The sequence below is a fragment of the Eisenbergiella massiliensis genome (assembly GCF_003435485.1).
The window spans coordinates 222,275-245,458 of the sequence record NZ_QVLV01000003.1 but is presented as its reverse complement, the minus strand read 5'-3'; the positions used below and the strand labels follow the sequence as shown (position 1 = coordinate 245,458).

Below are 23,184 nucleotides of genomic sequence, written 5' to 3'. Positions count from 1 at the left end.
TTCCTTTACCCGGCAGACATATTCCTGTCCTGTATTTCATAAGGTTTATTAGAGCATGTCTGAAAAATCACCGCACCCCTCCGGCCGGATGCGCGGACGCTTCAGACAGGCATCAGGACAAGATAAAGGAGTGGGAACGTGTTTGAGTCAAAAAGCATTCAGGAAACATGCATACAGCTGGACAGCGATATAGACAAAGGACTGACGGAAAAGGAAGCGGCGAGGCGATACCAGGAATATGGAAAAAATGAGTTGAAGGAACCGCGGAAGAAAACTGTGATTGAATCCTTCCTGGAGCAGCTTAACGATCCGCTGATCTATGTGCTGCTTGCAGCGGCCATCATTTCCCTCCTGCTTCATGAGGTGAGCGACGCGGTGATCATAGCCATTGTGGTATTCATGAATGCCATAGTGGGGATGATTCAGGAGGGAAAGGCACAGAAGGCCCTGGATTCCCTGAAAAAGCTGACAAGTCCCAGGGCCTACGTGATAAGGGAAGGGAAGGAGCGGGAGATTCCGGCGTCACAGCTGGTGGTGGGCGATATTGTCTGCCTTGACGCAGGCTGCCAGGTGCCCGCGGATCTACGCCTGACCAGAACAAGCAGCCTGAAGGTGGAGGAATCGGCGCTTACCGGGGAGTCCCTGCCTATTGAAAAGGACGCAGCCTTCATCGCCAGGGGTGCAGCCGCCTTCGGACGCAGCTCACAGTCCGGGAAAATGTCCGATCTGGCGGCAGCGGATTCCGGCCTGACGGCTGCGGGTAAACGGGAAGCAAAAGTACAGAAGGAGATGCACATTCCCCTGGGAGACCGGTATAACATGGCCTACATGTCCACCATTGTGACTTATGGAAGAGGAGAGGGGATCGTTACCGCCACAGGCATGGATACGGAAATTGGGAAAATCGCCTCCCTCATCAACGAAAGCCATGAGGATATCACACCCCTGCAGAAGCGTCTTGGAGAACTGGGAAAGATTTTGAGCCTGCTTTCCCTGCTTTTATGCGCGGCGCTGTTCCTGATAGCGCTGATTCAGAAGAGAAATATGATTGAAATGCTCATCACCGCCATATCCCTAGCGGTTGCGGCGGTGCCGGAGGGGCTTCCCGCGGTGGTCACCATCTGCCTGGCCCTGAGCGTTACCAAAATGGTGAAGGTGCATACCATAGTCAGAAAACTCCCCTCGGTGGAAACCCTGGGCGCGGTCAGCGTTGTATGCTCGGATAAAACAGGCACGCTGACCCAGAATAAAATGACGGTGGAAACCTGCTTTACCAACCAGAAAATGGTGGGGAAAAAGGAGCTGGCCCGGGAAGAATACCGGGAATTTTTAAAGGGCATGACCCTGTGCAACGACGCCGTGCTGGAAGGCGGGGAACGAATCGGGGATCCCACGGAGCTGGCGCTTCTGGATTTGTCCGCGCGCTACGGCCTGCACCGGCAGGCCCTGGAAAAGGAATATCCGAGAACCAGGGAGCTTGCCTTTGACTCCACACGCAAGATGATGTCCACCTTCCATCAGCGGGGAAACCAGACGGTTACCTATACGAAGGGCGCGCCGGATGAAATCCTGAAAAAATGCACCGGCGTCCTGCTGTACGGAAAGCCTGTGCCCATATCGGACCAGCAGAGAAGGCAGATAAAAAAAGCGGTGGAGGAAATGTCCTCCCAGGCGCTGCGTACCCTTGCCGTAGCCATGCGCACCGGCGGCAGCGGCCCGGTGGAAGCGGAGCTTACGTTTGTGGGGATGGTGGGAATGAAGGATCCGGCCCGTCCGGAAGCGGCGAATGCCGTGGAACGGTTCCGGGATGCCGGCGTCACAACGGTGATGATAACCGGGGATCATGTGGATACGGCCTTTGCCATAGGAAAGCAGCTGGGGATAGTGAGCCGCCCGGAGCAGTGCATGACAGGGGAGGAGGTATCGCATCTGCCGGAGGAACGTTTTCTGAAGAAGCTGGATCAGGTGCGGGTGTTTGCCAGGGTGTCGCCGGAGCATAAGGTGAGGATTGTAAAGGGTTTTAAGGAAAAGGGAAATATCGTGGCCATGACCGGAGACGGCGTAAACGACGCTCCCTCCCTGAAGGCCGCGGATATCGGGATTGCCATGGGAATGACAGGGACAGATGTGGCAAAGCAGGCCTCTGACATCATCCTTACGGACGATAATTTTGCCACGATAGAAAAGGCGATTGTGGAGGGCAGAGGGGTGTATGAGAACATCAAAAAATCCGTGATATTCCTCCTTTCCTCCAATCTGGGCGAAATCATGACCATGTTCTTAGCGGTGCTGTGCGGCCTGGCCTCCCCCTTGAAATCCAGCCACATCCTGTGGATTAACCTGATTACAGATTCCCTTCCCGCGCTGGCGCTGGGGGTGGACGACAATGATGAGGAAAGCCTGATGCGCCGGCCGCCCCGGGATCCGAAGGAAAGCCTTTTCGCAGGCGGCGGCCTGGCCTGTACCTGTTTTTACGGACTGCTGATTGCGGGAATCAGCCTGACGGCATTTTTTACCATTCCCTATGCTGTAATTCTTGAAAAACAGATTCCGCTGACCATCAATAATTTTGCCACGGTGCTTTCCCATGAAGCTATCCTGAACCGGGCGCAGACCTATGCCTTCACGGTTCTTGGCATGTCGCAGCTGTTCCATGCGGTGGGAATGCGGGATATGCGAAAGTCCATATTCCGGATGAACCACTTTAACAACAAGCTGATGATAGCGGCCTGTGTGATTGGATTCCTGCTGCAGTTTGCTGTGACGGAAATACCGTTCCTGACGGCGGCGTTCGGAACCGCGCATCTGTCCCTGCGGGAATGGCTGCGTCTTGGCATCCTGGCGGCCTTCCCGCTGCTGGCCCATGAGCTGATGATCCTTTTTTCCTTTGACTTTGTAAAAAAAGGGAACCGGAAGCACAAGCTGCAGGCCAATACCGTTTCGGAATCATAACAGGCGGCTGCCCGGGACGGCGGAAATAAGAACAGACTGAATAAACCGGCCGGAATCCGGCCAGGCTTTATCAGTCTGTTTTTTTAAAACTTTATTCTGGCCTGTACAGCCTTTCCAACATATCTGCGATCAGCTTGGTATCGTAATCATTTAACAGGCGGATATACTGAATGGCCCTTTGCTGCTGGGCCGAAGTATGTTCCGTATCGTTAAAAAATTCCATGGGAGTAATGTTGAAATAATCGCATATGTAAAGAAATTCTGTCATGGAAGGCAGAGCCCGGCCGGAGGCAATGCTGTGAATATAGCTTGTACTGTGCCCGAGTTCAATGCTCATTTTTCTCTCTGCAACGTCTTTTTGGAGCCGAAGCTCGGTTATCCGATCCCGAATAAATTGTTCTTCCATGAAATCCGCCTCCCTCCATGTGATAATCATAATATACAATTGTTATAATTACGAATATTTATAGCGTCTGTTATTGTTGAAACGTACGCTGGAATCGTCTATAATGAAGTAGCAGATGCACATAACAGACGTCTGCCGACAGGAGAAAATAATAAATGAATAAAAAAAGTATTTATCGGAAGGTGGCAAAGGAGTATGGGGTAAGCGTCCAGGAAGTAAAACAGGAAATGCAGGCAGCGTTGGAGCATACATACAAAAATACGCCAAATGACGGAATTACCGGAGCGTGGCAGAACAAGGTGCCGAAAAAAGGGGAAATTCCCACCCCGGATGAACTGCTTCGGTATGCGCAGAGGGAATTTTTATGGAAGGAAAACGGAAAGGGTTAAACCGGCTTACCGGCAGTTTTTAAAATGAACATAGTACACAGCAAATAAGAAGCCCCCACAAAAAACTGTGGAGGCTTCTTATTCTTATGAGGGGGGAGATAGTTTAACAAAACTTGTGAGTTATTGTTTCTCTATCTGTTATTTATGATACAGGAAAAGTGTGTCCTAAGTGTGACGCAAATCAAAAAATCTTATAAAAAGTATGAAGGATTTCTTTCCGAAATATAAAAAGAAAGCTTTTGGGGAGACTGTTTAATGAAAATAAAAATAAATAACTGACTTACTATTTACAAAAAGTCAGTCAGTTGCTATAATACACAAAAAGGCGGCAGAACAGCCAATAAAAGGCAGGTGACAGAATGCGGGTAACGAAGGAACCGGAAATACGCCGGGCGGAGCTGATAGAAGCGGCCCGGCAGCTGTTTGACAAAAACGGAATCAAAAATACACAGGTCAGCCAGATTGTGGAAAAGGTAGGCGTTGCCAAGGGACTTTTTTACTATTATTTTAAATCCAAGGATGAAATAGTTAATGAGGTTGTGGATTTGGTAATGTCGGAGCTTAAGGAAGCCTCCCTGAAAATCCTGGCGGATACGCAGCTTACTTTTTATCAGAAAACGTCGGAATTCGTTGCGCTTTATATGCACATGATTGACCAGTTTTCAGGAGATGAGGAAGAGAATCTGGACAGCATGCTGGAAATCATTTCCCATAACCCCATCGCCCAGGATGCCAATGAGCTTCTGCAGGCACAGCTGGAATGGCTGATCCGGCAGGGGGTCAGGGAAGGGCATCTGACCATTGCGTATCCTGAAGAAACCGTCAGAGTCCTGATTTTCGGACTGCTGGCTCAGTCCAGGAAGCGGCTTCTTTCCATGGAACAGGTGATTACGATCGTAGAGCAGACCATGCATCTGCCGGCCGGGTCACTGAAAGACGAGATGGTTTGGCAAAAGGAGCACAGGGCTTTGAACGGACCGCAGTAAAAAGAGAACGGAAAACCAGGAGGGAAATCCTCTGCTCGCAGAGGGCTCGCATTTTCCTTCGGAAAACAAGGAGGAAAATCCTCTGCTCGCATAGAGCTCGCATTTTCCTTCGGAAAACAAGGAGGAAAATCCTCTGCTCGCGTAGAGCTCGCATTTTCCTTCGGAAAACTAGGAGGATTGAAAATGGCTCAGTATAGTAAACCATTGGATGAAGTAATAAGTGAACTGCACAGCAGCCGGTCGGAAGGGCTGTCGGGCGCGCAGGCTGAGGAGAGGCTTGCGCAGTACGGACCTAACCGGCTGCGGGCTAAGAAGAAGAAAAGCAATCTGCAGAGATTTCTGGAGCAGTTCAAGGATGTGATGATACTCATATTGATTGCTGCGGCAGTCGTTTCTTTTATCGTTGCTTGCAACGGCCATGATACATCGGAATTTTTTGAACCGCTGCTGATTCTGGTAATCGTGATTCTGAACGCCGTTATGGGCATGGTGCAGGAAAGCAAGGCGGAAAAAGCCATGGAAGCGCTGCAGAGTATGTCGGCGCCCCATGCAAGGGTTATCCGTGACGGGAAAGAGCTGCTCATTGACGCCGATAAGGTGGTTCCCGGCGACATTATACTGGTGGAAGCAGGCGACAATATCCCTGCGGATGCCAGGCTGATTGAATCGGCCAGCCTGAAATCGGAGGAATCGGCGCTCACCGGAGAATCCGTGCCCAGTGAAAAGGATGCATCTCTTCAAATAGAAGAAAAAGCGCCTCTGGGAGATCGGGCCAACATGATTTATTCCGGCTGCAGCGTGGCCTACGGACGCGGCAGAGCTATCGTTACGGCCACTGGGATGCAGACGGAAATGGGACATATCGCAGGGCTTCTGGAGGGCGAGTCGGATACCCAGACACCCTTGCAGCAGAAGCTGGCGCAGCTGGGCAAATACCTGGGCTTTCTGGCGATTGCCGTATGTGCGGTCATTTTTGTCATTGGCCTGATTGACGGCATGGCCGTGATGGAAATTTTCATGACAGCCGTATCCCTTGCCGTATCAGCGATTCCGGAAGGGCTTCCGGCGATTGTTACCATCGTGCTTTCCATCGGCGTGCAGCGTATGGTGAAGCAGAATGCCATCATCCGCAGGCTTCCCGCCGTGGAAACGCTGGGCAGCGCCTCTGTTATCTGCTCGGATAAGACCGGTACGCTGACCCAGAACCGCATGACCCTGGTGAAGGCCTATGATGCGGCAGAGAATCTGATGGAGGACATTTCCGATGAGGATACGCCTGCCATCCGCAGGCTGCTGCAGTATGCTTCCCTTTGCTGCGACGGTTCAGTGATTGTCAAGGACGGAGAAGTACAGCATATTGGGGATCCCACGGAAACCTCCATTGTATATGCCGCCATGAGAAACGGCAGTCCCAAGGAAACCCTGACCAGGGAATATCCCAGACTGACGGAGCTGCCCTTTGATTCCGACCGTAAGCTGATGACCGTTGTCTGCAGAATCGATGGGAAAAATGTGGTCATCACCAAGGGCGCCTTTGATTCCATGCTGCCCATCTGCACCACAGGCGATATGAAAAAGGCGCAGGAGCTGGTTGACTCCATGAGCTCCAACGCCCTCCGCGTCCTGGCAGTGGGCTATAAGGAAATCGACAGTGTGCCTGAAAATCCTACCATTGAAGAACTGGAAAGCAATCTTACCTTTATGGGGCTTGTGGGCATGATCGATCCGCCCCGCCCGGAGGTACGCGATGCGGTGGCTGTCTGCCGGAAGGCCGGCATTAAGCCTGTTATGATAACCGGCGACCATGTGGTGACGGCTTCCGCCATTGCAAAGGATCTGGGAATTATGGAGGAAGGCGACGAAGCCATTACCGGCGCACAGCTGGCGCAGATGAGCGAAGAAGAATTGAACCGGAAGGTACGCCATATATCCGTATACGCCAGAGTTTCTCCGGAGGATAAGATCCGCATCGTCAAGGCCTGGCAGGCACAGGGCGAAATCGTTTCCATGACGGGAGACGGCGTAAACGATGCGCCCGCGCTGAAGGCGGCGGATATCGGCTGCGCCATGGGCATAACAGGTACGGACGTGGCAAAGGGCGCGGCGGATATGACGCTGACAGATGATAATTTTACCACCATCGTTTCCGCAGTGAAGGAAGGCCGGGGGATTTACGGCAATATCAAGCACGCGGTGGCGTTCCTGCTGGGAACGAACATCGGCGAGGTGCTGACGGTATTTTTATCCATGCTGTTCTGGAAGCAGAGCCCGCTGCTTTCCATGCAGCTTCTGTGGATCAACCTGGTAACAGACAGCCTGCCCGCCATTGCGCTGGGTATGGAAGCTGTGCCTGATGATGTGATGGAGAAGAAGCCCAAGCCGAAGAATGAAGGCATTTTTGCCCATGGGCTGGGCGTGCGGATCGTTCTGCAGGGCGCCATGTTCGCTGCCCTGACGCTGTTTGGCTTCTGGCTGGGATGGAATGAAACGGGCACGGTGGAAGCGGGCCGTACCATGGCTTTCATGGTGCTGGCATCCACACAGGTGTTCCATGCCTTTAATATGCGATCCAGCCATTCGCTGTTTAAGACCGGATTTTTTACCAATAAGTATTTAAACGGCGCGGCTGCCCTGTCGCTGGTGCTGATTGCACTGATTACCTTTGTGCCCCCGCTGGCGCTGGTTTTCGGCCTGACTGCACTGCCCGGGCATCTGTATTTGACGGCCCTCGGCCTGGCACTGGTGCCGGTGGTGGTGCTGGAAATCGCCAAGGCGGCGGGGATGATTGCGCATCATCAGTAAGCAAGAGATGGAAATTTTTGCAAAATATATGGAGAAAACAGTCCTGTCACGGATGTGGACTGTTTTCTCCATTTTTTTATGCCCGGAAGTAACACAATATCCATGTTAAAAAAGCGATCTTCCATGCTGGAATCAGTTAACAGATTGCAGGAGACCTAAAAACAGGGTATAATCTTTTAGAGAGAAAGAGCGGATCCTAGTATGAACAGACCTTTACCAATCGGGATTGAAGATTTTAAAAAGTTACGGGACAATGACTTTTACTATGTAGATAAATCGATGTTTATAAAAGAACTGCTGGATAACAGAAGCGGGGGCAGTCTGGTTATGCGCCCACGCAGATTTGGAAAAAACTTAGGCCTCAGCATGCTGAAATACTAATTTGAAAAAGCTTTTGATGAAGCAGGCAGTCAAATAGACAAAAAGGTGGCGGATACCTATGCCAAATTGGAAGAAAAGGCGGAAGAGGCTTTAAAGCAGATAGAAGAAAAACAGTATGATGCGGAGCTTCGTCTGGAAGGATACCATACCTTTGTGAAATATGAGATTGCTTTTTATAAGAAGCTCTGTAAAGTGATTAGTAAATATTAAAAAAGGAATTGAGCTATGGAAATCCAGGGCCTGTAGTTACATCCTTGAAAGTTAACCAGCTGGCCGATAGCTGGACAAGTTGTGGATTGGGGGTAAACCAACATGAATGCAAAGTTGAAATTCTTTGGGAAAAGTTATAATACAGGAGGTACCAATGTTTGACTCTGACACTGATTAAGCCCTTTTATATCCACCTGTTTTTCACCATCCTCTGGTTCCTCTTCATGACCTGGCTGTCGCACCAGGACGGCGAACACACCAGCAGAACAAGCCTGGAACTGGCAAACCATATGAAGCACTGGTTCCCGGTCAGGGATATCGGCAAACTCAACCAGCAGCTGAGAAGAGCGGCCCACGTGATTCTCTTTGCCGTTTTCACAATACTCCTGACCGGAACCCTGCACTCGGCCAATGTATCAACAGCCGCCATGGCAGCGGGGCTGATCCTGGCAGTCTTCTGGGGATGGGCGGATGAGGCGACCAAACCGATGATTCAGGGCCGCCATTTTTCCTGGTTTGATGTCCGCCTGAACTGGATGGGAACCGGAATCGGCATCCTGGCCGGAATTCTTCTTTACAGATGATTTTTCCAAAGTCCTCCGGCCGGATCCACTTTCCCGCATCTATTTCTTCTTGACCTTATTCAACTCCGCATTCACCACCTGCAGGGCATTTTCCGGTACATTATCACCCATGCCCATTCCGGTCATCATTTCCATCAGCCCTTCCACGCTTTTTTCGCCCATCATCCCCATCATGCTCTTCTTCAGCTTCATCCCGGTCATGGCATAAAGAGCGCCGGCCAGCACAGCTGCGGCGTCCTCCTGGTCCAGAACCTCCTTCACCGTGTCCTTTATGGAAAAGAACCCTTCCGGAAATTCCATAGCCGCATTGGCATCCACAGCCGCAGCCTCGTCAAACCAGTTAGCGGCGCCCTCCATATCGTCTTCATCCTCTTCCACAGGAAGCGTATAGATTTCAGGCTTTGTCTCCACCTTTTCCAGCGTCATAGTATCGGAACACTCGCCCGTACAGGCGGTCAGGCAGGTAAAACCGTCAAAAAGAGGGACCTGCTCAAACAAAAATACCTTATCACCCTTCAAGGTCTGATATAACTCCCCGTTTACATACAGGCTCACTTCCGGCTGATTGGAATACACCTTCACGCGGGTACTTCCGCCGGCTATGGAAGCTTCTGGGACGCCATTTCCGTTGCCTTTTTTATTCTCAGTGGGAGTTTTACCATCCAGGCGGTCCGTATCCCCGGGCCGCTGCGCATACCGCCGTCCGCACATATGCACAAAGGGCTCCCTGCTCCAATACGCTTTATAAAGATAAAAAGCATCCTTTTTAATTTTCCGATCCAGCGTCACCAGCCCCTTATTATTCCGGCCTGCAGTGCCGCCTTCGTTGCGCGCCGCGCAGCCGAAATCAAACATATTCCACACATGGGTGCTCCATAAATAGGGGCGGGCCATAAGGATTTCGGCCATGTGCTCGTGGTACTCCGCCTGATAGCTTTCCGAGTAATCCCGGCATTTCGGCTCATCGGGCTGATAGGTTATGATACCCTCCGCGCCGTATTCCGACAGTCCCAGGCAGATTTCAGGATGCTTTTCGTGAAAATTATCCAGCCATTTTTCATTATCTGTGTATTTTCCGCCGTACCAGCCAAAATAATGGTTATAGCTTTCCAGATCCGTGATGCCGTGAAGACGGCTGTCCAGGGGAACCATGCTCACATGGGCCATGGTAGTCAGGCGGGTGGGATCGATTTCTTTTACCAGCGCGTTCAAATCCTTATGATTTTCCACGAGGCCCGGTTTTTCGCCGGCTATGGTGATTTCGTTGGAAATTCCCCAGAAACAGATAGATGGGTGATTATAATTCTGATACACCAGCTCCTGCATCTGTGTCCGGCAGTTTTCATGCGCCTTTGGGTCGTCGCTCTGGCTGCTGATATAAGGAATCTCCGCCCATACTATAAAACCATATTCGTCACAGGCATCGTAAAAATCCCTGCTGTGCTGGTAATGGGCAAGACGCACGGTATTCGCTCCCAGCTCGTGGATGAGGGCGGCGTCCTCATAGTGCTCCTGCCTGGTGAGCGCATTTCCTTTATAAAGGCGATCCTGATGGCGGGAAACACCGCGCAGCATCATAGGTTTACCATTAAGGGAAAATCCCTTTTCAGGATCCACGGCAAAGGAACGGATGCCGAAACGGCAGCTGATTTCGTCCACGGTTTCGTTCCGGTAAACAAGGGCTGCGGTGCAGGTATACAGATAAGGATCCTCCACACCCTGCCACAGATGGGCTTTGGGCAGAAAGACGCTTGTCCCCGGATTTTCGGCAGGCCGCCAGCATTCGGCCGTGTTTTTGCCCTGTGCGTCCGTAATGGTATAGCATACCGTATAATCGGCATCCGCATTTTTTACCCAGCTTTGCAGCTTCAGGAAGGCGCTTTCTCCATCCGGCTGGGGGGTGACGGAAAGGCCGGGTGCGCCCCAGTATTCCAGGTCAAAGTGTACCCGGGGAACAACAATGAGGTTAACGCCGCGGTACAGTCCGCCATAGAAGGTGAAATCCGCCATACGCGGGTAAATATGAGGGCGGTCGGAATTGTCCGCTGCGATGGCGATCAGGTTGGCTTTCCCTGAGCCTTCCGGGTGGAGATAGTCCGTGATATCCGCGGTAAAGGAGGAAAAACCTCCTTCATGATAAGCGGCTTCTTTGCCATTGACGAACACCCTTCCGGAAAGGGAAGCGGCCAGGACCTCCACGTACAAGCGGCTGTCACATAAGCCGGAGGGCGTGGGAAATTCCTTTGCATACCAGCAGGCGCCTCTGTAGTAGCTGCCTTTGCCGTCCTGTCCGTCCACCGCATTCCAGGTGTGGGGCAGCGTCACGGTTTCCCAGTCCGCAGGAAGCGTCAGGGGAAGGCCCGTATCTTCTTTTCGGAAGGACCAGTTTTCGTTGAAGGGAATCACTTTTCTCATAGTTGTCTCCTTTTCTATTTGTAAAATTCCGGGAGGCCGGGGAAAACAGCGCGGCCGGTCATAATTAGTAATGGCCCGGAATTGTCCAGCACGTTTCCAGTTACGATAGTATTACCTATATTTTACTTTTTATCATGGAAGAAAACAAGGCAGGGATAGAATTTGGAAGCTGTCAGGCCATGGGATATATGGTATAATGTCGGCGTAGCCGACATTATACCTGCGCATACTGTTTTCTGCGTCTACCGCAGAAAATCAGGCGCTGAATTCCGCCGGAGGCCCATATCCGCGAAGCGGATATGGTATAATGTCGGAGTAGCCGACATTATACCTGCGCATACTGTTTTCTGCGTTCACCGCAGAAAATCAGGCGCTGAATTCCGCCGGAGGCCCGTATCCGCGAAGCGGATATGGTATAGTAATAGGGAGTAATTATTCAGCCAGGCCATATCACCACAGGAGGAAAAAAGCGTGTCATTACGTTTTTATACAGGAGCATCCGGCGCGGGAAAAAGCACCGGATTATATAAGGAAATCATTGCGCGGTCGCAGCAGGAGCCGGATCGGAATTTCCTGATCATCGTGCCGGATCAGTTTACGATGCAGACGCAGAAGGATTTGGTGATGATGCATCCGCAGCAGGGGATCATGAACATTGACGTACTCAGCTTCGGACGGCTTTCCCACCGTATTTTTGAAGAGGTGGGGGCGGATGAGCGGCCAGTGCTTGATGATACCGGCAAGAGCCTGGTGCTGCGCCGGATTGCGGGGCAGCTGAAGGGGGAGACGGCGGTCATCGGCGGCAACCTGAATAAGACAGGCTACATCCATGAAGTAAAATCAGCTATTTCCGAGTTCATGCAGTACGGGATCGGTGTGGAGGAGCTGGAAAAGCTCACCGATTTTTCAAAAAAGAGAGGCCAGCTGTACCATAAGCTGAAGGATCTGGGCGTGCTTTACCGGGGCTTTCAGGAGTTTATCCATGAAAAATATATCACTACGGAGGAAACGCTGGATCTGCTTGCCAGGCTCCTGCCGAAATCCCGCCTGGTGAAGGGAAGCGTCATCGCCTTTGATGGCTTCACCGGCTTTACGCCGGTGCAGAACCGGGTTCTGCGGCAGCTGATGGAGCTGGCACAGGAGGTAATCGTAACAGCAGTGCTGGATGGCAGCGAGGATATGTATGATGAAAAGGAGGAGCAGAACCTGTTCCATCTGAGTAAAAAAACGGTGGCCTCCCTGACCCGGCTGGCCGCGGAGGCGGGCGTGGCCAGGGGGGAGGATGTAATCCTGCGGAATAATCCGGTGCCCAGGTTCCGGGACAACCCTTCCATGGCGCATCTGGAAAAACATCTGTTCCGTTACCCCCTAAGGCCTTATGAGGGAGAGACGCGGATTCGGATCATGGAGGCCTCCAGCCAGCGTGAGGAGGTGCGCCAGGTCTGTATTGCGATCCGGGAATATCTGCGCCGTACGGGAAACTGCTACCGGGATGTGGCGGTAATTGCAGGGGATTTGTCGGCTTATGCCAGTTTCCTGGAAACAGAAGGCGGGCTTTACGGAATTCCCTTCTACCTGGATCAGACACGGGGAATCGTGTTGAATCCGTTTATTGAATATCTGAAGAGCGCGCTTCAGATCGTGACCCAGGGCTTCACCTACGAATCGGTATTTCACTATATCAGAAGCGGCCTTGCCGATTTTACCCCGGAGGAAGCGGACAGGCTGGAAAATTATGTGCTTGCCACCGGCGTGCGGGGGAAAAAGAGATGGAATACACTCTTCGTGCGTAAACGTCCGGATATGGAAAATGAACTGGAGGAGCTGGAGGGACTGAACGAAAGCCGGCGTAAGCTCCTTGACCAGCTGGAGCCTTTGATGGGGCGCTTTGCGGACACGAAGGCGCTGGTGATGGGATTGTATGCTTTTATCGAACAAAACCAGGTGCAGCTGAAGCTGAAGGTCTATGAAGAACAGTTTGAAAAAGAAGGGGATGCGGTAAAGCAGAGGGAATATGCACAGATTTACAGGCTGGTGATGGACCTGCTTGACAGCATCGTGGAGCTGATTGGCAGCGAACCGGTAAAAATGGATGAGTTTTCCAGGATTATGGAGGCGGGCTTCCAGGAAATCCAGGTGGGAACCATCCCTCAGAACGTAGATCGCGTCATGGCCGGAGATATGGAAAGAACCCGTTTAAAACAGGTAAAGGCGCTCTTTTTCCTGGGTGTGAACGACGGATATATCCCGAAACAGGCGGGAAGCGGCGGCATTATTTCGGATATGGACAGGGAATTCCTGGCGGAAAGCGGGATGGAGCTTGCGCCTACCCCCAGGCAGCAGATGTATATACAGAAGCTGTATCTTTACATGAATATGACCAAGCCTTCGGACTGCCTGTACCTGTCCTATTCACGGATGAGCGGGGAAGGCCGTTCCATGAGGCCGGCCTACCTGATCGATACGGTACAGAAGCTCTTCCCTTCCATAAGAATAGAAAAGCCAGAGGAGCTGCCAAAGCTTGCACAGGTGCAGACGCTGGAGGACGGCAGATCGGGGCTGGTGCAGGGGCTTAGGCAGTTCGCAGATGCGAGAATGAAGGAAAACAGCAGGGAGGAGCAGGATTTCCGTCATTTATACCAGATCTATGTTACCGAGGAAAAAACGCAGGACTGGACGAAGCAGATGCGGGAAAAAGCTTTCTACAGCTACCGGGACAGACCTTTGGCCAGAGAGGCGGCGCTGGCGCTGTTTGGCCGTACCCTGCTTGGAAGCGTCAGCCGGCTGGAGCAGTATGCCTCCTGCGCCTATGCCCACTTCCTGCAATATGGGCTGATGCTTAAGGAAAGGGAGGGCTACAGCTTTGAGGCGGTGGACATGGGCAACCTGTTCCACGGCGTGCTGGAGATTTTCGGGGAAAAACTGAAGGAAAAGGGCTGGAGCTGGTTCGATTTTCCCAAGGAAGAGGGGGATAGCCTGATAGAGGAGGCGGTGGAGGCCTATGCGGTCACCTACGGAGAATCGGTGCTTTTTGACAATGCGCGCAACCAGTATATTATCACCCGCCTGAAGCGGATTTTGAAGAGGACCGTGTCCACCCTGCAGTACCAGCTGAAAAAAGGAGCCTTCCGGCCGGAGCAGTTTGAGGTGTCTTTTTCCGTGCTGGAGGAGCTGGAATCGGTGAACATTTCCCTCACCGGAGAGGAAAAGCTGCGTTTGCGCGGGCGGATCGACCGGGTGGATGTATGCGAGGAGGAAGACAAGGTTTACGTGAAGGTCATAGACTACAAATCCGGGAACCGGGATTTCAGCCTGGCGGCGCTGTATTACGGGCTGCAGCTGCAGCTGGTGGTCTATATGAACGCGGCGGTTGAAATGGAGGAAAAAGACTATCCTGACCGGAAGGTGGTACCGGCGGCCATGCTGTATTACCGGGTGCACGATCCACTGGTGGAAGGCGAAGAAACGGATACGCCGGAGCAGATCCAGGAAAAAATCCTGGCTGGCCTGCGGATGACGGGCGTGGTAAATGCGGACGAGAAAATCGTGGAAAGCCTGGATCGGGAGTTTGGCACGAAATCCGACGTCATCCCTGTGGAGAGGAAAAAGGACGGTTCTTTCAGCGCCCGTTCCAGCATCCTTGAAGAGAATGATTTTCGGGTCATATCGGATTATGTCAACCTGAAAATCAGGGAAATCGGCAGCGGCATCCTGAACGGAAACATTGCCCTCAACCCCTATGTCCAGTCTGGCGGCCAGACGGCGAAGGATGCCTGTACCTACTGTCCTTACAGCAAGGTATGCGGCTTTGATAAGAAAATTCCCGGTTACCGGAAGCGGGAGCTGGAAAAGCTGGAAGAACAGGAAGCCCTGGAACGGATGAAAGAGGCTTTGGAGACGGAAGGAGAAGACGATGGCAGTGACATTTACACCGGATCAGCAGGCGACAATTGATGCCAGGGACAGCAGTATTCTGGTGTCTGCTGCGGCCGGCAGCGGAAAGACGGCGGTATTGGTGGAGCGGATCATCCAGATGGTGAGCGACGCAGAGCATCCCGTGGATATCGACAGGCTGCTGGTGGTGACCTTTACCAATGCGGCGGCCGCCCAGATGCGCGAGCGAATCACCCAGGCGCTTTCCGGCAGGGTGGATGCGAATCCGGGGAACGCCCACCTGCTTAAGCAGCTTACGCTGATACACAACGCACAGATTACCACCATTGACAGCTTCTGCCTTTATATTATAAGGAATCATTTTGATGAGATTGACCTGGATCCGGATTTCAGGGTGGCGGACGATGGGGAAATCAAGCTGCTCCAGCAGGACGTTCTGGCGGATATGCTGGAGGAATATTTTGCCGCGGGAGATGAGGAATTCCTCTCCTGTGTGGAATATTTTGCCCCGGCGGGGAAGGAAAAAAGGCTGGAGGAGCAGATTCTCGGCCTGTATGAGTTTGCAATGAGCTATCCCTGGCCGGGAGAGTGGCTCACCGGGCATCAGGATGACTATGCGGTTACGGAGGACAGCCTGGATGAATGCAGATGGATCCTTTTGCTCAAAAGCTATATCCGTTCCATGCTGGAGGAGGCGAAGGAGCTTCTTGCCATGACAAAGCGGCTGTGTGAGGAACCGGGCGGCCCCTATATGTACCTGGATACCCTGGAGGCGGACGGGCTGCTGATAGACAGGCTGCTGGCGGCGGATACGCTGGAGGACATGTATGAGGCGTTTTCAGATCTCACCTTTGGCAGAATCAGTTCCAAGAAGGACGAAAGCGTGTCCCCTGAAAAAAGGGATCAGGCAAAACAGATGCGCAATGGCATCAAGGATCTTTTAAACGGACTTGCAAAAAAATATTTTTCCGCCTCTCCCCGTGTACAGGCGGAACGCATGGCGGAATGCGCGCCCTATGTTTCCAGGCTGCTCGCCCTGACTGAGGACTTCCGTATCCGTCTGGACGGGAAAAAGCGGGAAAAGAACCTGATGGACTTCCACGATATGGAGCATATGGCCCTTCAGATACTGACTGAAAAGACGCCGGAGGGGGTGCAGCCTACCGCCACAGCGCTGGAAATGCGGGAATTTTATGCGGAAATCATGATCGACGAATACCAGGACAGCAACCTGGTGCAGGAATATCTTCTGCGCAGCATTTCCGGGGAAGAGGAAGGAAAATACAACCGTTTTATGGTGGGGGATGTGAAGCAGAGCATCTATAAATTCCGTTTGGCCCGGCCCGAGCTTTTTATGGAAAAATTCGATCGATACGGCAAAACAGAGGGAAAAGAGCGCAGAATCGACCTGAAACAGAATTTCCGCAGCCGCCGCCAGGTGACGGACAGCGTTAATGCCTGCTTTGCCTGCATGATGGGCCGGGATCTGGGCGGTGTGGAATATGACAGGGACGCGGCGCTGTATCCCGGAGCATCCTTCCCGGAGCCTGAAGGGCAGGGGGAAGGGGACGTTTATGAAACCGAGGTCCTGCTGACAGCAGCCGGGGAGGACGGCCTTGATGACCGGGAGAGGGAGGCACTGGCCATTGCAGGTAAAATCCGCCAGCTGACGGGAACGCTTCCTGTCACCGATAAAGAAACAGGGCAGCTGCGCCCCGCGCGCTACTCAGACATCGTAATCCTGCTTCGCACTACGGCGAACTGGGATGAAACCTTTAAGAAGGTGCTGGAGGAATGCGGAATTCCTGTTTATATCACCTCCAAAACCGGGTATTTTGCGGCAACGGAGGTGCAGACGATCCTGAATTTCCTGAAGGTGCTGAACAATCCCCTGCAGGATATCCCGCTGTTTGGCGTCCTGAAATCGGAGGCGGCCGGTTTTTCCGATGAGGACATCGCCCGCATGAAAGCGGAAACCGGGGCGGAGGGCAGGCGGCTTTACACCTGCCTGACGGTTTGTGCCACAGAGGGCACGCAGGAAGAGCTGAAGGAAAAATCGCAGCTTTTTTTACAGCTGCTGGACCGCTTCCGCCGGTATGTGGCCTACATGCCCATACACCAGCTGATTGAAGAATTCCTGAAGGAAACCGGCTATTTGTATACCGTATCCGCCCTTCCCGGCGGCGAACAGCGCCGGGCTAATGTGGAGATGCTTTTAACCCGTGCGGAAAATTTTGAAAAAACAAGCTATTTCGGCCTGTTTCATTTTATCCGCTACATGGAACAGGTGGAGAAATACGATATCGATTACGGCGAAGCCAATGTGCAGGATGAAAATGCGGATACCGTCCGCATCATGAGCATCCATAAGTCCAAGGGCCTGGAGTTCCCGATCTGTTTTGTGGCCGGCCTTTCCAAGAAATTCAACATGCAGGATACGATGAAGCCTGTCATCATGGATATGGATTACGGCATTGCCCTGGATTACGTGGACATTGACTCCCGCGTCAGGGGAAGCACCCTGAAAAAAGCCGTGCTTTCCGGCAAGTTGCGCAGGGACAGCCTGGGGGAAGAGCTGCGTGTCCTCTATGTGGCCATGACCAGGCCGCAGGAAAAACTGATTCTCACCGGCAGCTGCAAGGACGCCGAAAAGGTACAGCGCATTCTGGACGAGGGCGGCGCCGGTTTGGTGACGGCATCAGATGCCCCGTACGGCCCGGGGCGTCTTACCTTTACCCTGCGTTCCGAGGCATCGGGCTATCTGGACTGGCTGCTTCCCGCCTGGGCCGTGTGCGGACAGAAGGTACAGATTCTCACCGCATCGGAGCTTCTCCAGGAACAGATGGGAGAGGAGCAGGGCCGCGAGCAGCTGAAGGCCCGCCTGCTTTCCTTTGAAAAAGAGGCTGCAAGGCGTTCCGCCGGGAAGGAAAATGAGGAAATACGCCTGCTCAGAGAACGCATGGAAAGCGTCTATCCTCACGAAAACCTGAAAAACCTGTATACCAAGACCACAGTTTCCGAACTGAAAAAAGCAGGCATGGAGGAAGCGGCCGAGGAAGCCTATCACCTTTTTGAGGAAAAAGAGCTGGTGCCCTACCTTCCCCGCTTTATCCGGGAGGAAGAAAAGGTCAGCGGGACCGCCCGCGGAAGCGCTTACCATAAAGCGCTGGAGCTGTTTCCTTTTGCCGAATACGCAGGAAGGCTGGGGAGGAAGGCTGCCGGCGGAGCGCCTGACCCGGCAGAGGTAAAAGCAATCCTGGACCGCATGGCGGAGGAGGGAACTCTTCTGAAGGAATTCCGCGAAGCCGTAAATCCCGGGAAGATAGCGCAGTTCCTTGAAAGTTCCCTGGCGGCCAGAATGGCGCAGGCGGCGGCCCGCGGCAGACTGTACAAGGAACAGCCCTTTGTCCTGGGCCTGCCCGCCAAAACGCTGGATGACAGCTTCCCGGAGGAGGAAACCGTGCTCATCCAGGGAATCATCGACGTCTACCTGGAGGAAGAGGACGGCCTGGTGGTGGCCGACTACAAAACCGATTCCGTCACCCGTCCCCAGGAGCTGATAAACCGCTACCAGGTCCAGCTGGATTACTACGCCCGCGCCCTGGAACAGCTCACCGGAAAAAAGGTGAGGGAAAAGATCATATACTCCTTTGCACTGGCCGCAGAAGTGCCTCTTGCATAAAAAGAACCATTGCAAAAGAGGTGGAAATCCGATATAGTTAGGAGGTAAGCGGAAGCGGGTAAAATACTTCCGCAGGTTACAGAAGAACGGCATCTTTACACCGCCATTCATGCAAAAAAGAATACGGTCATACAGATGCCGAAAACACTTTACTCTATGAGGAGGAGATAAAATGAAACTCAAATTTGGTGTAAAAGAAGTTGTTGCTACTGGTATCGGAACCGCTCTTTTTATCGTGCTTACCAACGCACAGATTCCCTTCGGCATCATTCCCAACACCGCCCTGCAGTCCAGAGTCGCTGTCCTGACCTTTTTCTCGGCAGTGTTCGGACCCATCGTAGGCGGCGCAATCGGCTTAATCGGCCATGCGTTAGGTGATGCTATTTTCTACGGAAGCATTTACTGGAGCTGGGTGTTCCCGGATGCCCTGTTCGGTATTCTCATGGGCGTATTCGCTGCCAAGTTCGCCATCAAAGACGGCGGCTTCGACGGCAAAGCCATCGCCCTGTTCAATGTAGTCCAGGTCATTGCCAATGCACTTGCCTGGATCCTGCTTGCACCCGTCCTTGACATCCTGATCTATGCGGAACCTGCCAAAAAAGTATTTACCCAGGGCATTCTTGCATTCATCGGAAACATTATCGTGGCAGCTGTGCTCGGAACCCTGCTCGCCTTTGCCTATTCCAAGATCGGAGCAAAGTCCTCCAGCCTGTCCAAGGAAGACTAATACTTAGTAACAGTTCATGACGATGGCCGTCCTGAACCGTTACCATATTTGATAAAATACCGGATGATGCGGATACTGACATATATAATATGCTTTTATCTGCATCATCCAGCGTTCTCAGAAGGCCTCAGAGCGCTGATTTGACCCTCGCGGCAGCCGCCAAATATCCATGCAGGCATGGCTGTCTGGCCTGTTGCCCGCGGAAATAAAGAGAGGTAAAGGATGAAACCGATTATTGAATTCAAGGATTATACATTTAAGTACCGCTCACAGGTAGACCCCACCCTGTATAATATAAACCTTGCGGTTTATCCCGGGGAAAAGGTTCTGATTGTGGGACCGTCCGGCTCTGGAAAATCAACTCTGGCGCACTGTATCAACGGACTGGTTCCTTTTTCGTTTCCCGGGGAAAGCACGGGAGAACTGCAGGTAGGGGGAGAAGACCCTTCCAGGGCCGGTATTTTCGGAATGTCCAAGCTGGTGGGCACCGTACTGCAGGATACGGACGGACAGTTTATCGGTCTGACGGTGGCGGAGGATATCGCTTTTGCCCTGGAAAATGACTGCGTGCCCCAGGATGAAATTTTTTCAAAGGTTGATGAAGTAGCAGAAATCGTAGATGTGAAGAATCTTCTGAAACATGCGCCGACGGAGCTGTCCGGCGGTCAGAAGCAGAGGGTGTCCATGGCCGGTGTAATGATAGACGACGTGGACGTTCTGTTATTTGATGAACCTTTGGCCAACCTGGACCCGGCTACCGGGAAAAAGGCTATCGATCTGATAGACAAAATCAGCAGGACCACGGGAAAAACCGTACTCATCATCGAACACCGCCTGGAGGATGCCCTGTACCGGGATGTGGATCGGATTGTTGTGGTGGGAGAAGGGCGCATTGTCGCCGATATGACGCCGGATGAACTTCTCTGTACGGATATCCTGCAGAAGGAGGGCATCAGGGAGCCTCTTTATATCACAGCCCTGAAACATGCGGGCTGCCAGATAACCGCGGATACCCATCCCCAGCATATAGAAACCATGGATCTTGCGCCCTACCGGGAAAAAGTGCAGGCGTGGTACAAGGAAGCTCAGCTTCCCCCGCCCCGCCCTGGCAAGCAGTCGGCGCTGGAGGTGCTGGATCTGGATTTTTCCTATATTACGGGGAATCCGGTCCTCAGGAATATTGATTTTAAAATTGAAAAAGGCGAGATGCTCAGCATAGTCGGCAAAAACGGGGCCGGAAAGAGCACCCTGTCCAACCTGATTTGCGGCTTTATCAATCCCGACCGGGGAAACATCCTTTTGAACGGGGCCGATATTGCTGACAAATCCATTAAAGAGCGTGGAGAAGTCATCGGACTTGTGATGCAGAACCCCAACCAGATGATCAGCAAGCCCATGATATTTGACGAGGTTGCGCTGGGCCTTGCGGTGAGAGGCGTGCCGGAGGCCGAGATTAAGGAGAGAGTCCACGAAACGCTGAAAATCTGCGGCCTGTACCCATTCCGTAACTGGCCCATCTCGGCCCTGAGTTTCGGACAGAAGAAAAGAGTGACCATCGCGTCCATCCTTGTGATGAACCCTGAGGTCCTGATTCTGGATGAACCCACTGCTGGACAGGACTTCCGGCATTACACGGAAATTATGGAATTCCTCAAGGAACTGAATGACCGTCTGGGAATTACGATTATCATGATTACCCATGATATGCACCTGATGCTGGAATACACGGACCGCGCCATTGTCATAGCGGACGGTGAAATGATAGCGGATGATATTCCCGCCAGGGTCCTCACCAGCGAGGCCATTGCGGACAAGGCTTATCTGAAGAAAACCTCTTTATACGATTTGGCGGTAAAATGCGGTATTTCCGACCCGTCGGGCTTCGTGGAAAGATTCATATTTTTTGAAAGGGAGGAGCGGGCCAATGGCTAGAGTGCTTACCTATGCGCCGAAGGATACCTGGATTCACCGGCTGAGCGGCGTGACAAAAATGATTTTCTTCCTTCTGTGGTCAATTGCCGGCATGCTGACCTATGACACAAGGGTTCTGGCCGTTATGTTGGCCTTCAGCCTTGTCATTTTCAAAGTGTCCAAAACCGAGTGGAAGCAGGTGGGAACGGTTTTCAAGTTCATCCTGTTTTTCCTGTTCCTGAACCTGCTTACTATTTTCCTGTTTTCCCCCTTCCAGGGGACTGAAATTTACGGGACCAAAACGGTGCTTTTCCACATTGCAGGCCATTACAGCATGACCACGGAGCAGCTTTTTTATGAGTTTAATATCATGCTCAAATACTTTACGGTTGTGCCCGTGGTTCTGATGTTTATGGTGACCACCAATCCCAGCGAGCTTGCGGCCAGCATGAACCACCTTGGGATCAGCTACAATATCGGCTATTCCATTGCCATCGCGCTGCGCTATGTGCCTGACGTACAGGCGGATTTTTCCAAAATCAAGCATGCCCAGGAAGCCAGGGGAATCGAAATGTCCAGTAAGACATCCTTTTTTAAACGGCTGAAGAGAATGGCAAACATCATTTTCCCGTTGATTTTTTCCAGCATGGACAGAATTGACGTAGTGAGCAATGCCATGGAGCTGCGCGGATTTGGAAAGAACAAAAAGAGAACCTGGTATATGGGGAAAAAACTGCAGCGCAATGATTATCTTACGCTTGTTTTTGTTATCTGCTTTGTAATTGCAGCTATGGTTTTTACATTTTATGATGGGAGCAGATTTTACAATCCGTTTCAGTGATGGGCGGATAACTGTGCATCGGCATCGGCGGATGCCGGCGAAAAGAATAAAAACCAGGAAGGGGAAGGATTATGAATTATACGATTGCAAACGACAGACTTACAGTACAGATAAGCAGCAGGGGCGGAGAGCTCCAGTCAATTATCAGAGACGGAAGGGAGTATTTGTGGCAGGCGGATCCGGCATTCTGGGACGAGAAAGCGCCTAATCTTTTTCCATATATCGCCCGTATGACAGAAGGAAAGTATACGCTGGATGGCGTAACCTATCATATGCCAATCCATGGTTTTATCCATGTGACGGAGCTGGCGATGGAGGAACAGAGCGGGGAGCGCATTGTTTTCCGGCTGGATGCCAATGAAGAGACAAGAGCCTGCTATCCTTATGAGTTTACATACCGCGTGATTTATGAGTTGGACGGGGATATGCTCAACATCACCTACCAGGTAGAGAACCATGACGGAAAAACCATGTATTTCGGTATCGGCGGGCACCCCGGATTCCTGGTACCCATGGAGGATGGACTGAATTTTGAAGATTACTATCTGGAATTCGGCGGACAGAAGGAATACGATACCCCTGTTAAAATCGGAATTTCACCCACCTGCTTTGTAGACGGCAAGGATACGCCTTATCCCCTTACTGATGGGAATAAAATTCCTCTGAAGCACAGTCTTTTTGATGATGACGCGATTGTACTGACCCATATGCCCAAAACGGTTTCCATTAAATCCGATAAGGGAGAGCGACGCGTGACGGTGAGCTACCCGGATATGGATTATGTGGGCTTCTGGCATGCCACCCGTTCGGAGGCTCCTTATGTCTGCATTGAACCCTGGTCCTCCCTGCCTTCCAGACAGGATATTGTGGAAGACCTTTCCACACAGCCGGGATTGAAGAGTGTGCAGAGCGGCGGGGTGTACAGGAACAGTTGGAGTGTTGAGATTCTATAGATGGATTTTGATGGATGGAGCAGTGACTGTGCTTGTTTTGCAATAGAACGA

Annotated in this window: 15 protein-coding genes; 13 read left to right on the top strand and 2 right to left on the bottom strand. The window is 52.1% G+C overall.

Annotation, left to right across the window (positions count from 1 at the left end; genetic code table 11):
* Window positions 1–138: 138 nt before the first annotated feature.
* Window positions 139–2,952: a cation-translocating P-type ATPase gene (locus tag DXC51_RS06220; protein ID WP_021638262.1), complete on the top strand. Its 2,814-nt coding sequence runs from the start codon at window positions 139–141 to the stop codon at window positions 2,950–2,952.
* A 91-nt stretch (window positions 2,953–3,043) separates the two neighbouring features.
* On the opposite strand, the gene DXC51_RS06215 is transcribed toward DXC51_RS06220, so the two are convergent.
* Entirely contained in the window at window positions 3,044–3,358 is a 315-nt protein-coding gene (locus tag DXC51_RS06215) for a helix-turn-helix domain-containing protein (RefSeq protein WP_025488839.1), read from the bottom strand.
* A gap of 155 nt (window positions 3,359–3,513) precedes the next feature.
* Here DXC51_RS06215 and DXC51_RS06210 point away from each other — a divergent pair, with 155 nt between their 5' ends.
* The 6 genes from DXC51_RS06210 (at window position 3,514) to DXC51_RS06185 (ending at window position 8,710) form a co-directional block, all read left to right on the top strand.
* Complete coding sequence (locus DXC51_RS06210) at window positions 3,514–3,747, top strand: sporulation initiation factor Spo0A C-terminal domain-containing protein (protein WP_021638264.1); 234 nt, start codon at window positions 3,514–3,516, stop codon at window positions 3,745–3,747.
* A gap of 359 nt (window positions 3,748–4,106) precedes the next feature.
* Complete coding sequence (locus tag DXC51_RS06205) at window positions 4,107–4,733, top strand: TetR/AcrR family transcriptional regulator (RefSeq protein WP_025488840.1); 627 nt, start codon at window positions 4,107–4,109, stop codon at window positions 4,731–4,733.
* 183 nt (window positions 4,734–4,916) lie between these two features.
* Complete coding sequence (locus DXC51_RS06200; protein ID WP_117544115.1) at window positions 4,917–7,535, top strand: calcium-translocating P-type ATPase, PMCA-type; 2,619 nt, start codon at window positions 4,917–4,919, stop codon at window positions 7,533–7,535.
* 201 nt (window positions 7,536–7,736) lie between these two features.
* On the top strand, window positions 7,737–7,916 hold the full coding sequence (locus DXC51_RS30560; protein ID WP_021638268.1) for an AAA family ATPase: 180 nt from the start codon (window positions 7,737–7,739) through the stop codon (window positions 7,914–7,916).
* Between the two features lie 66 nt (window positions 7,917–7,982).
* The gene (locus DXC51_RS06190) at window positions 7,983–8,126 is read left to right on the top strand and encodes a hypothetical protein (RefSeq protein WP_162162446.1); all 144 of its coding nucleotides are present in this window, start codon (window positions 7,983–7,985) and stop codon (window positions 8,124–8,126) included.
* A 158-nt stretch (window positions 8,127–8,284) separates the two neighbouring features.
* The gene (locus DXC51_RS06185) at window positions 8,285–8,710 is read left to right on the top strand and encodes a VanZ family protein (protein ID WP_025488841.1); all 426 of its coding nucleotides are present in this window, start codon (window positions 8,285–8,287) and stop codon (window positions 8,708–8,710) included.
* A 39-nt stretch (window positions 8,711–8,749) separates the two neighbouring features.
* Here the strand turns inward: DXC51_RS06185 and DXC51_RS06180 are convergent, their stop codons facing one another.
* On the bottom strand, window positions 8,750–11,125 hold the full coding sequence (locus tag DXC51_RS06180) for a glycoside hydrolase family 2 protein (protein ID WP_117530783.1): 2,376 nt from the start codon (window positions 11,123–11,125) through the stop codon (window positions 8,750–8,752).
* 471 nt (window positions 11,126–11,596) lie between these two features.
* Here DXC51_RS06180 and addB point away from each other — a divergent pair, with 471 nt between their 5' ends.
* The 6 genes from addB to DXC51_RS06150 all read left to right on the top strand — a co-directional run bounded on the left by addB (window position 11,597) and on the right by DXC51_RS06150 (window position 23,133).
* A complete protein-coding gene (gene addB, locus DXC51_RS06175) occupies window positions 11,597–15,079 on the top strand; it encodes a helicase-exonuclease AddAB subunit AddB (protein ID WP_117530784.1) in 3,483 nt (1,160 codons plus the stop codon).
* On the top strand, window positions 15,039–18,701 hold the full coding sequence (gene addA / locus DXC51_RS06170; protein WP_117544114.1) for a helicase-exonuclease AddAB subunit AddA: 3,663 nt from the start codon (window positions 15,039–15,041) through the stop codon (window positions 18,699–18,701). Before addB ends, addA begins: the two co-directional genes overlap by 41 nt.
* 172 nt (window positions 18,702–18,873) lie before the next feature.
* Window positions 18,874–19,428, top strand: a complete 555-nt coding sequence (locus tag DXC51_RS06165; RefSeq protein ID WP_021638275.1) for an ECF-type riboflavin transporter substrate-binding protein — start codon at window positions 18,874–18,876, stop codon at window positions 19,426–19,428.
* 222 nt (window positions 19,429–19,650) lie between these two features.
* Complete coding sequence (locus DXC51_RS06160) at window positions 19,651–21,360, top strand: ABC transporter ATP-binding protein (RefSeq protein ID WP_117544113.1); 1,710 nt, start codon at window positions 19,651–19,653, stop codon at window positions 21,358–21,360.
* On the top strand, window positions 21,353–22,180 hold the full coding sequence (locus tag DXC51_RS06155; protein WP_117530788.1) for an energy-coupling factor transporter transmembrane component T family protein: 828 nt from the start codon (window positions 21,353–21,355) through the stop codon (window positions 22,178–22,180). Before DXC51_RS06160 ends, DXC51_RS06155 begins: the two co-directional genes overlap by 8 nt.
* Window positions 22,181–22,251: 71 nt before the next feature.
* A complete protein-coding gene (locus DXC51_RS06150; RefSeq protein WP_117530790.1) occupies window positions 22,252–23,133 on the top strand; it encodes an aldose 1-epimerase family protein in 882 nt (293 codons plus the stop codon).
* Window positions 23,134–23,184: the final 51 nt, after the last annotated feature.

Bases quoted from the DNA above. Each gene is read 5' to 3' on its own strand.
- DXC51_RS06200 (WP_117544115.1), top strand. From the start codon at position 4,917: ATGGCTCAGTATAGTAAACCATTGGATGAAGTAATAAGTGAACTGCAC.
- DXC51_RS06165 (WP_021638275.1), top strand. From the start codon at position 18,874: ATGAAACTCAAATTTGGTGTAAAAGAAGTTGTTGCTACTGGTATCGGA.
- DXC51_RS30560 (WP_021638268.1), top strand. From the start codon at position 7,737: ATGAACAGACCTTTACCAATCGGGATTGAAGATTTTAAAAAGTTACGG.
- DXC51_RS06205 (WP_025488840.1), top strand. From the start codon at position 4,107: ATGCGGGTAACGAAGGAACCGGAAATACGCCGGGCGGAGCTGATAGAA.
- DXC51_RS06215 (WP_025488839.1), bottom strand. From the start codon at position 3,358: ATGGAAGAACAATTTATTCGGGATCGGATAACCGAGCTTCGGCTCCAA.
- DXC51_RS06180 (WP_117530783.1), bottom strand. From the start codon at position 11,125: ATGAGAAAAGTGATTCCCTTCAACGAAAACTGGTCCTTCCGAAAAGAA.
- DXC51_RS06160 (WP_117544113.1), top strand. From the start codon at position 19,651: ATGAAACCGATTATTGAATTCAAGGATTATACATTTAAGTACCGCTCA.
- DXC51_RS06210 (WP_021638264.1), top strand. From the start codon at position 3,514: ATGAATAAAAAAAGTATTTATCGGAAGGTGGCAAAGGAGTATGGGGTA.
- DXC51_RS06150 (WP_117530790.1), top strand. From the start codon at position 22,252: ATGAATTATACGATTGCAAACGACAGACTTACAGTACAGATAAGCAGC.
- addA (WP_117544114.1), top strand. From the start codon at position 15,039: ATGGCAGTGACATTTACACCGGATCAGCAGGCGACAATTGATGCCAGG.
- DXC51_RS06155 (WP_117530788.1), top strand. From the start codon at position 21,353: ATGGCTAGAGTGCTTACCTATGCGCCGAAGGATACCTGGATTCACCGG.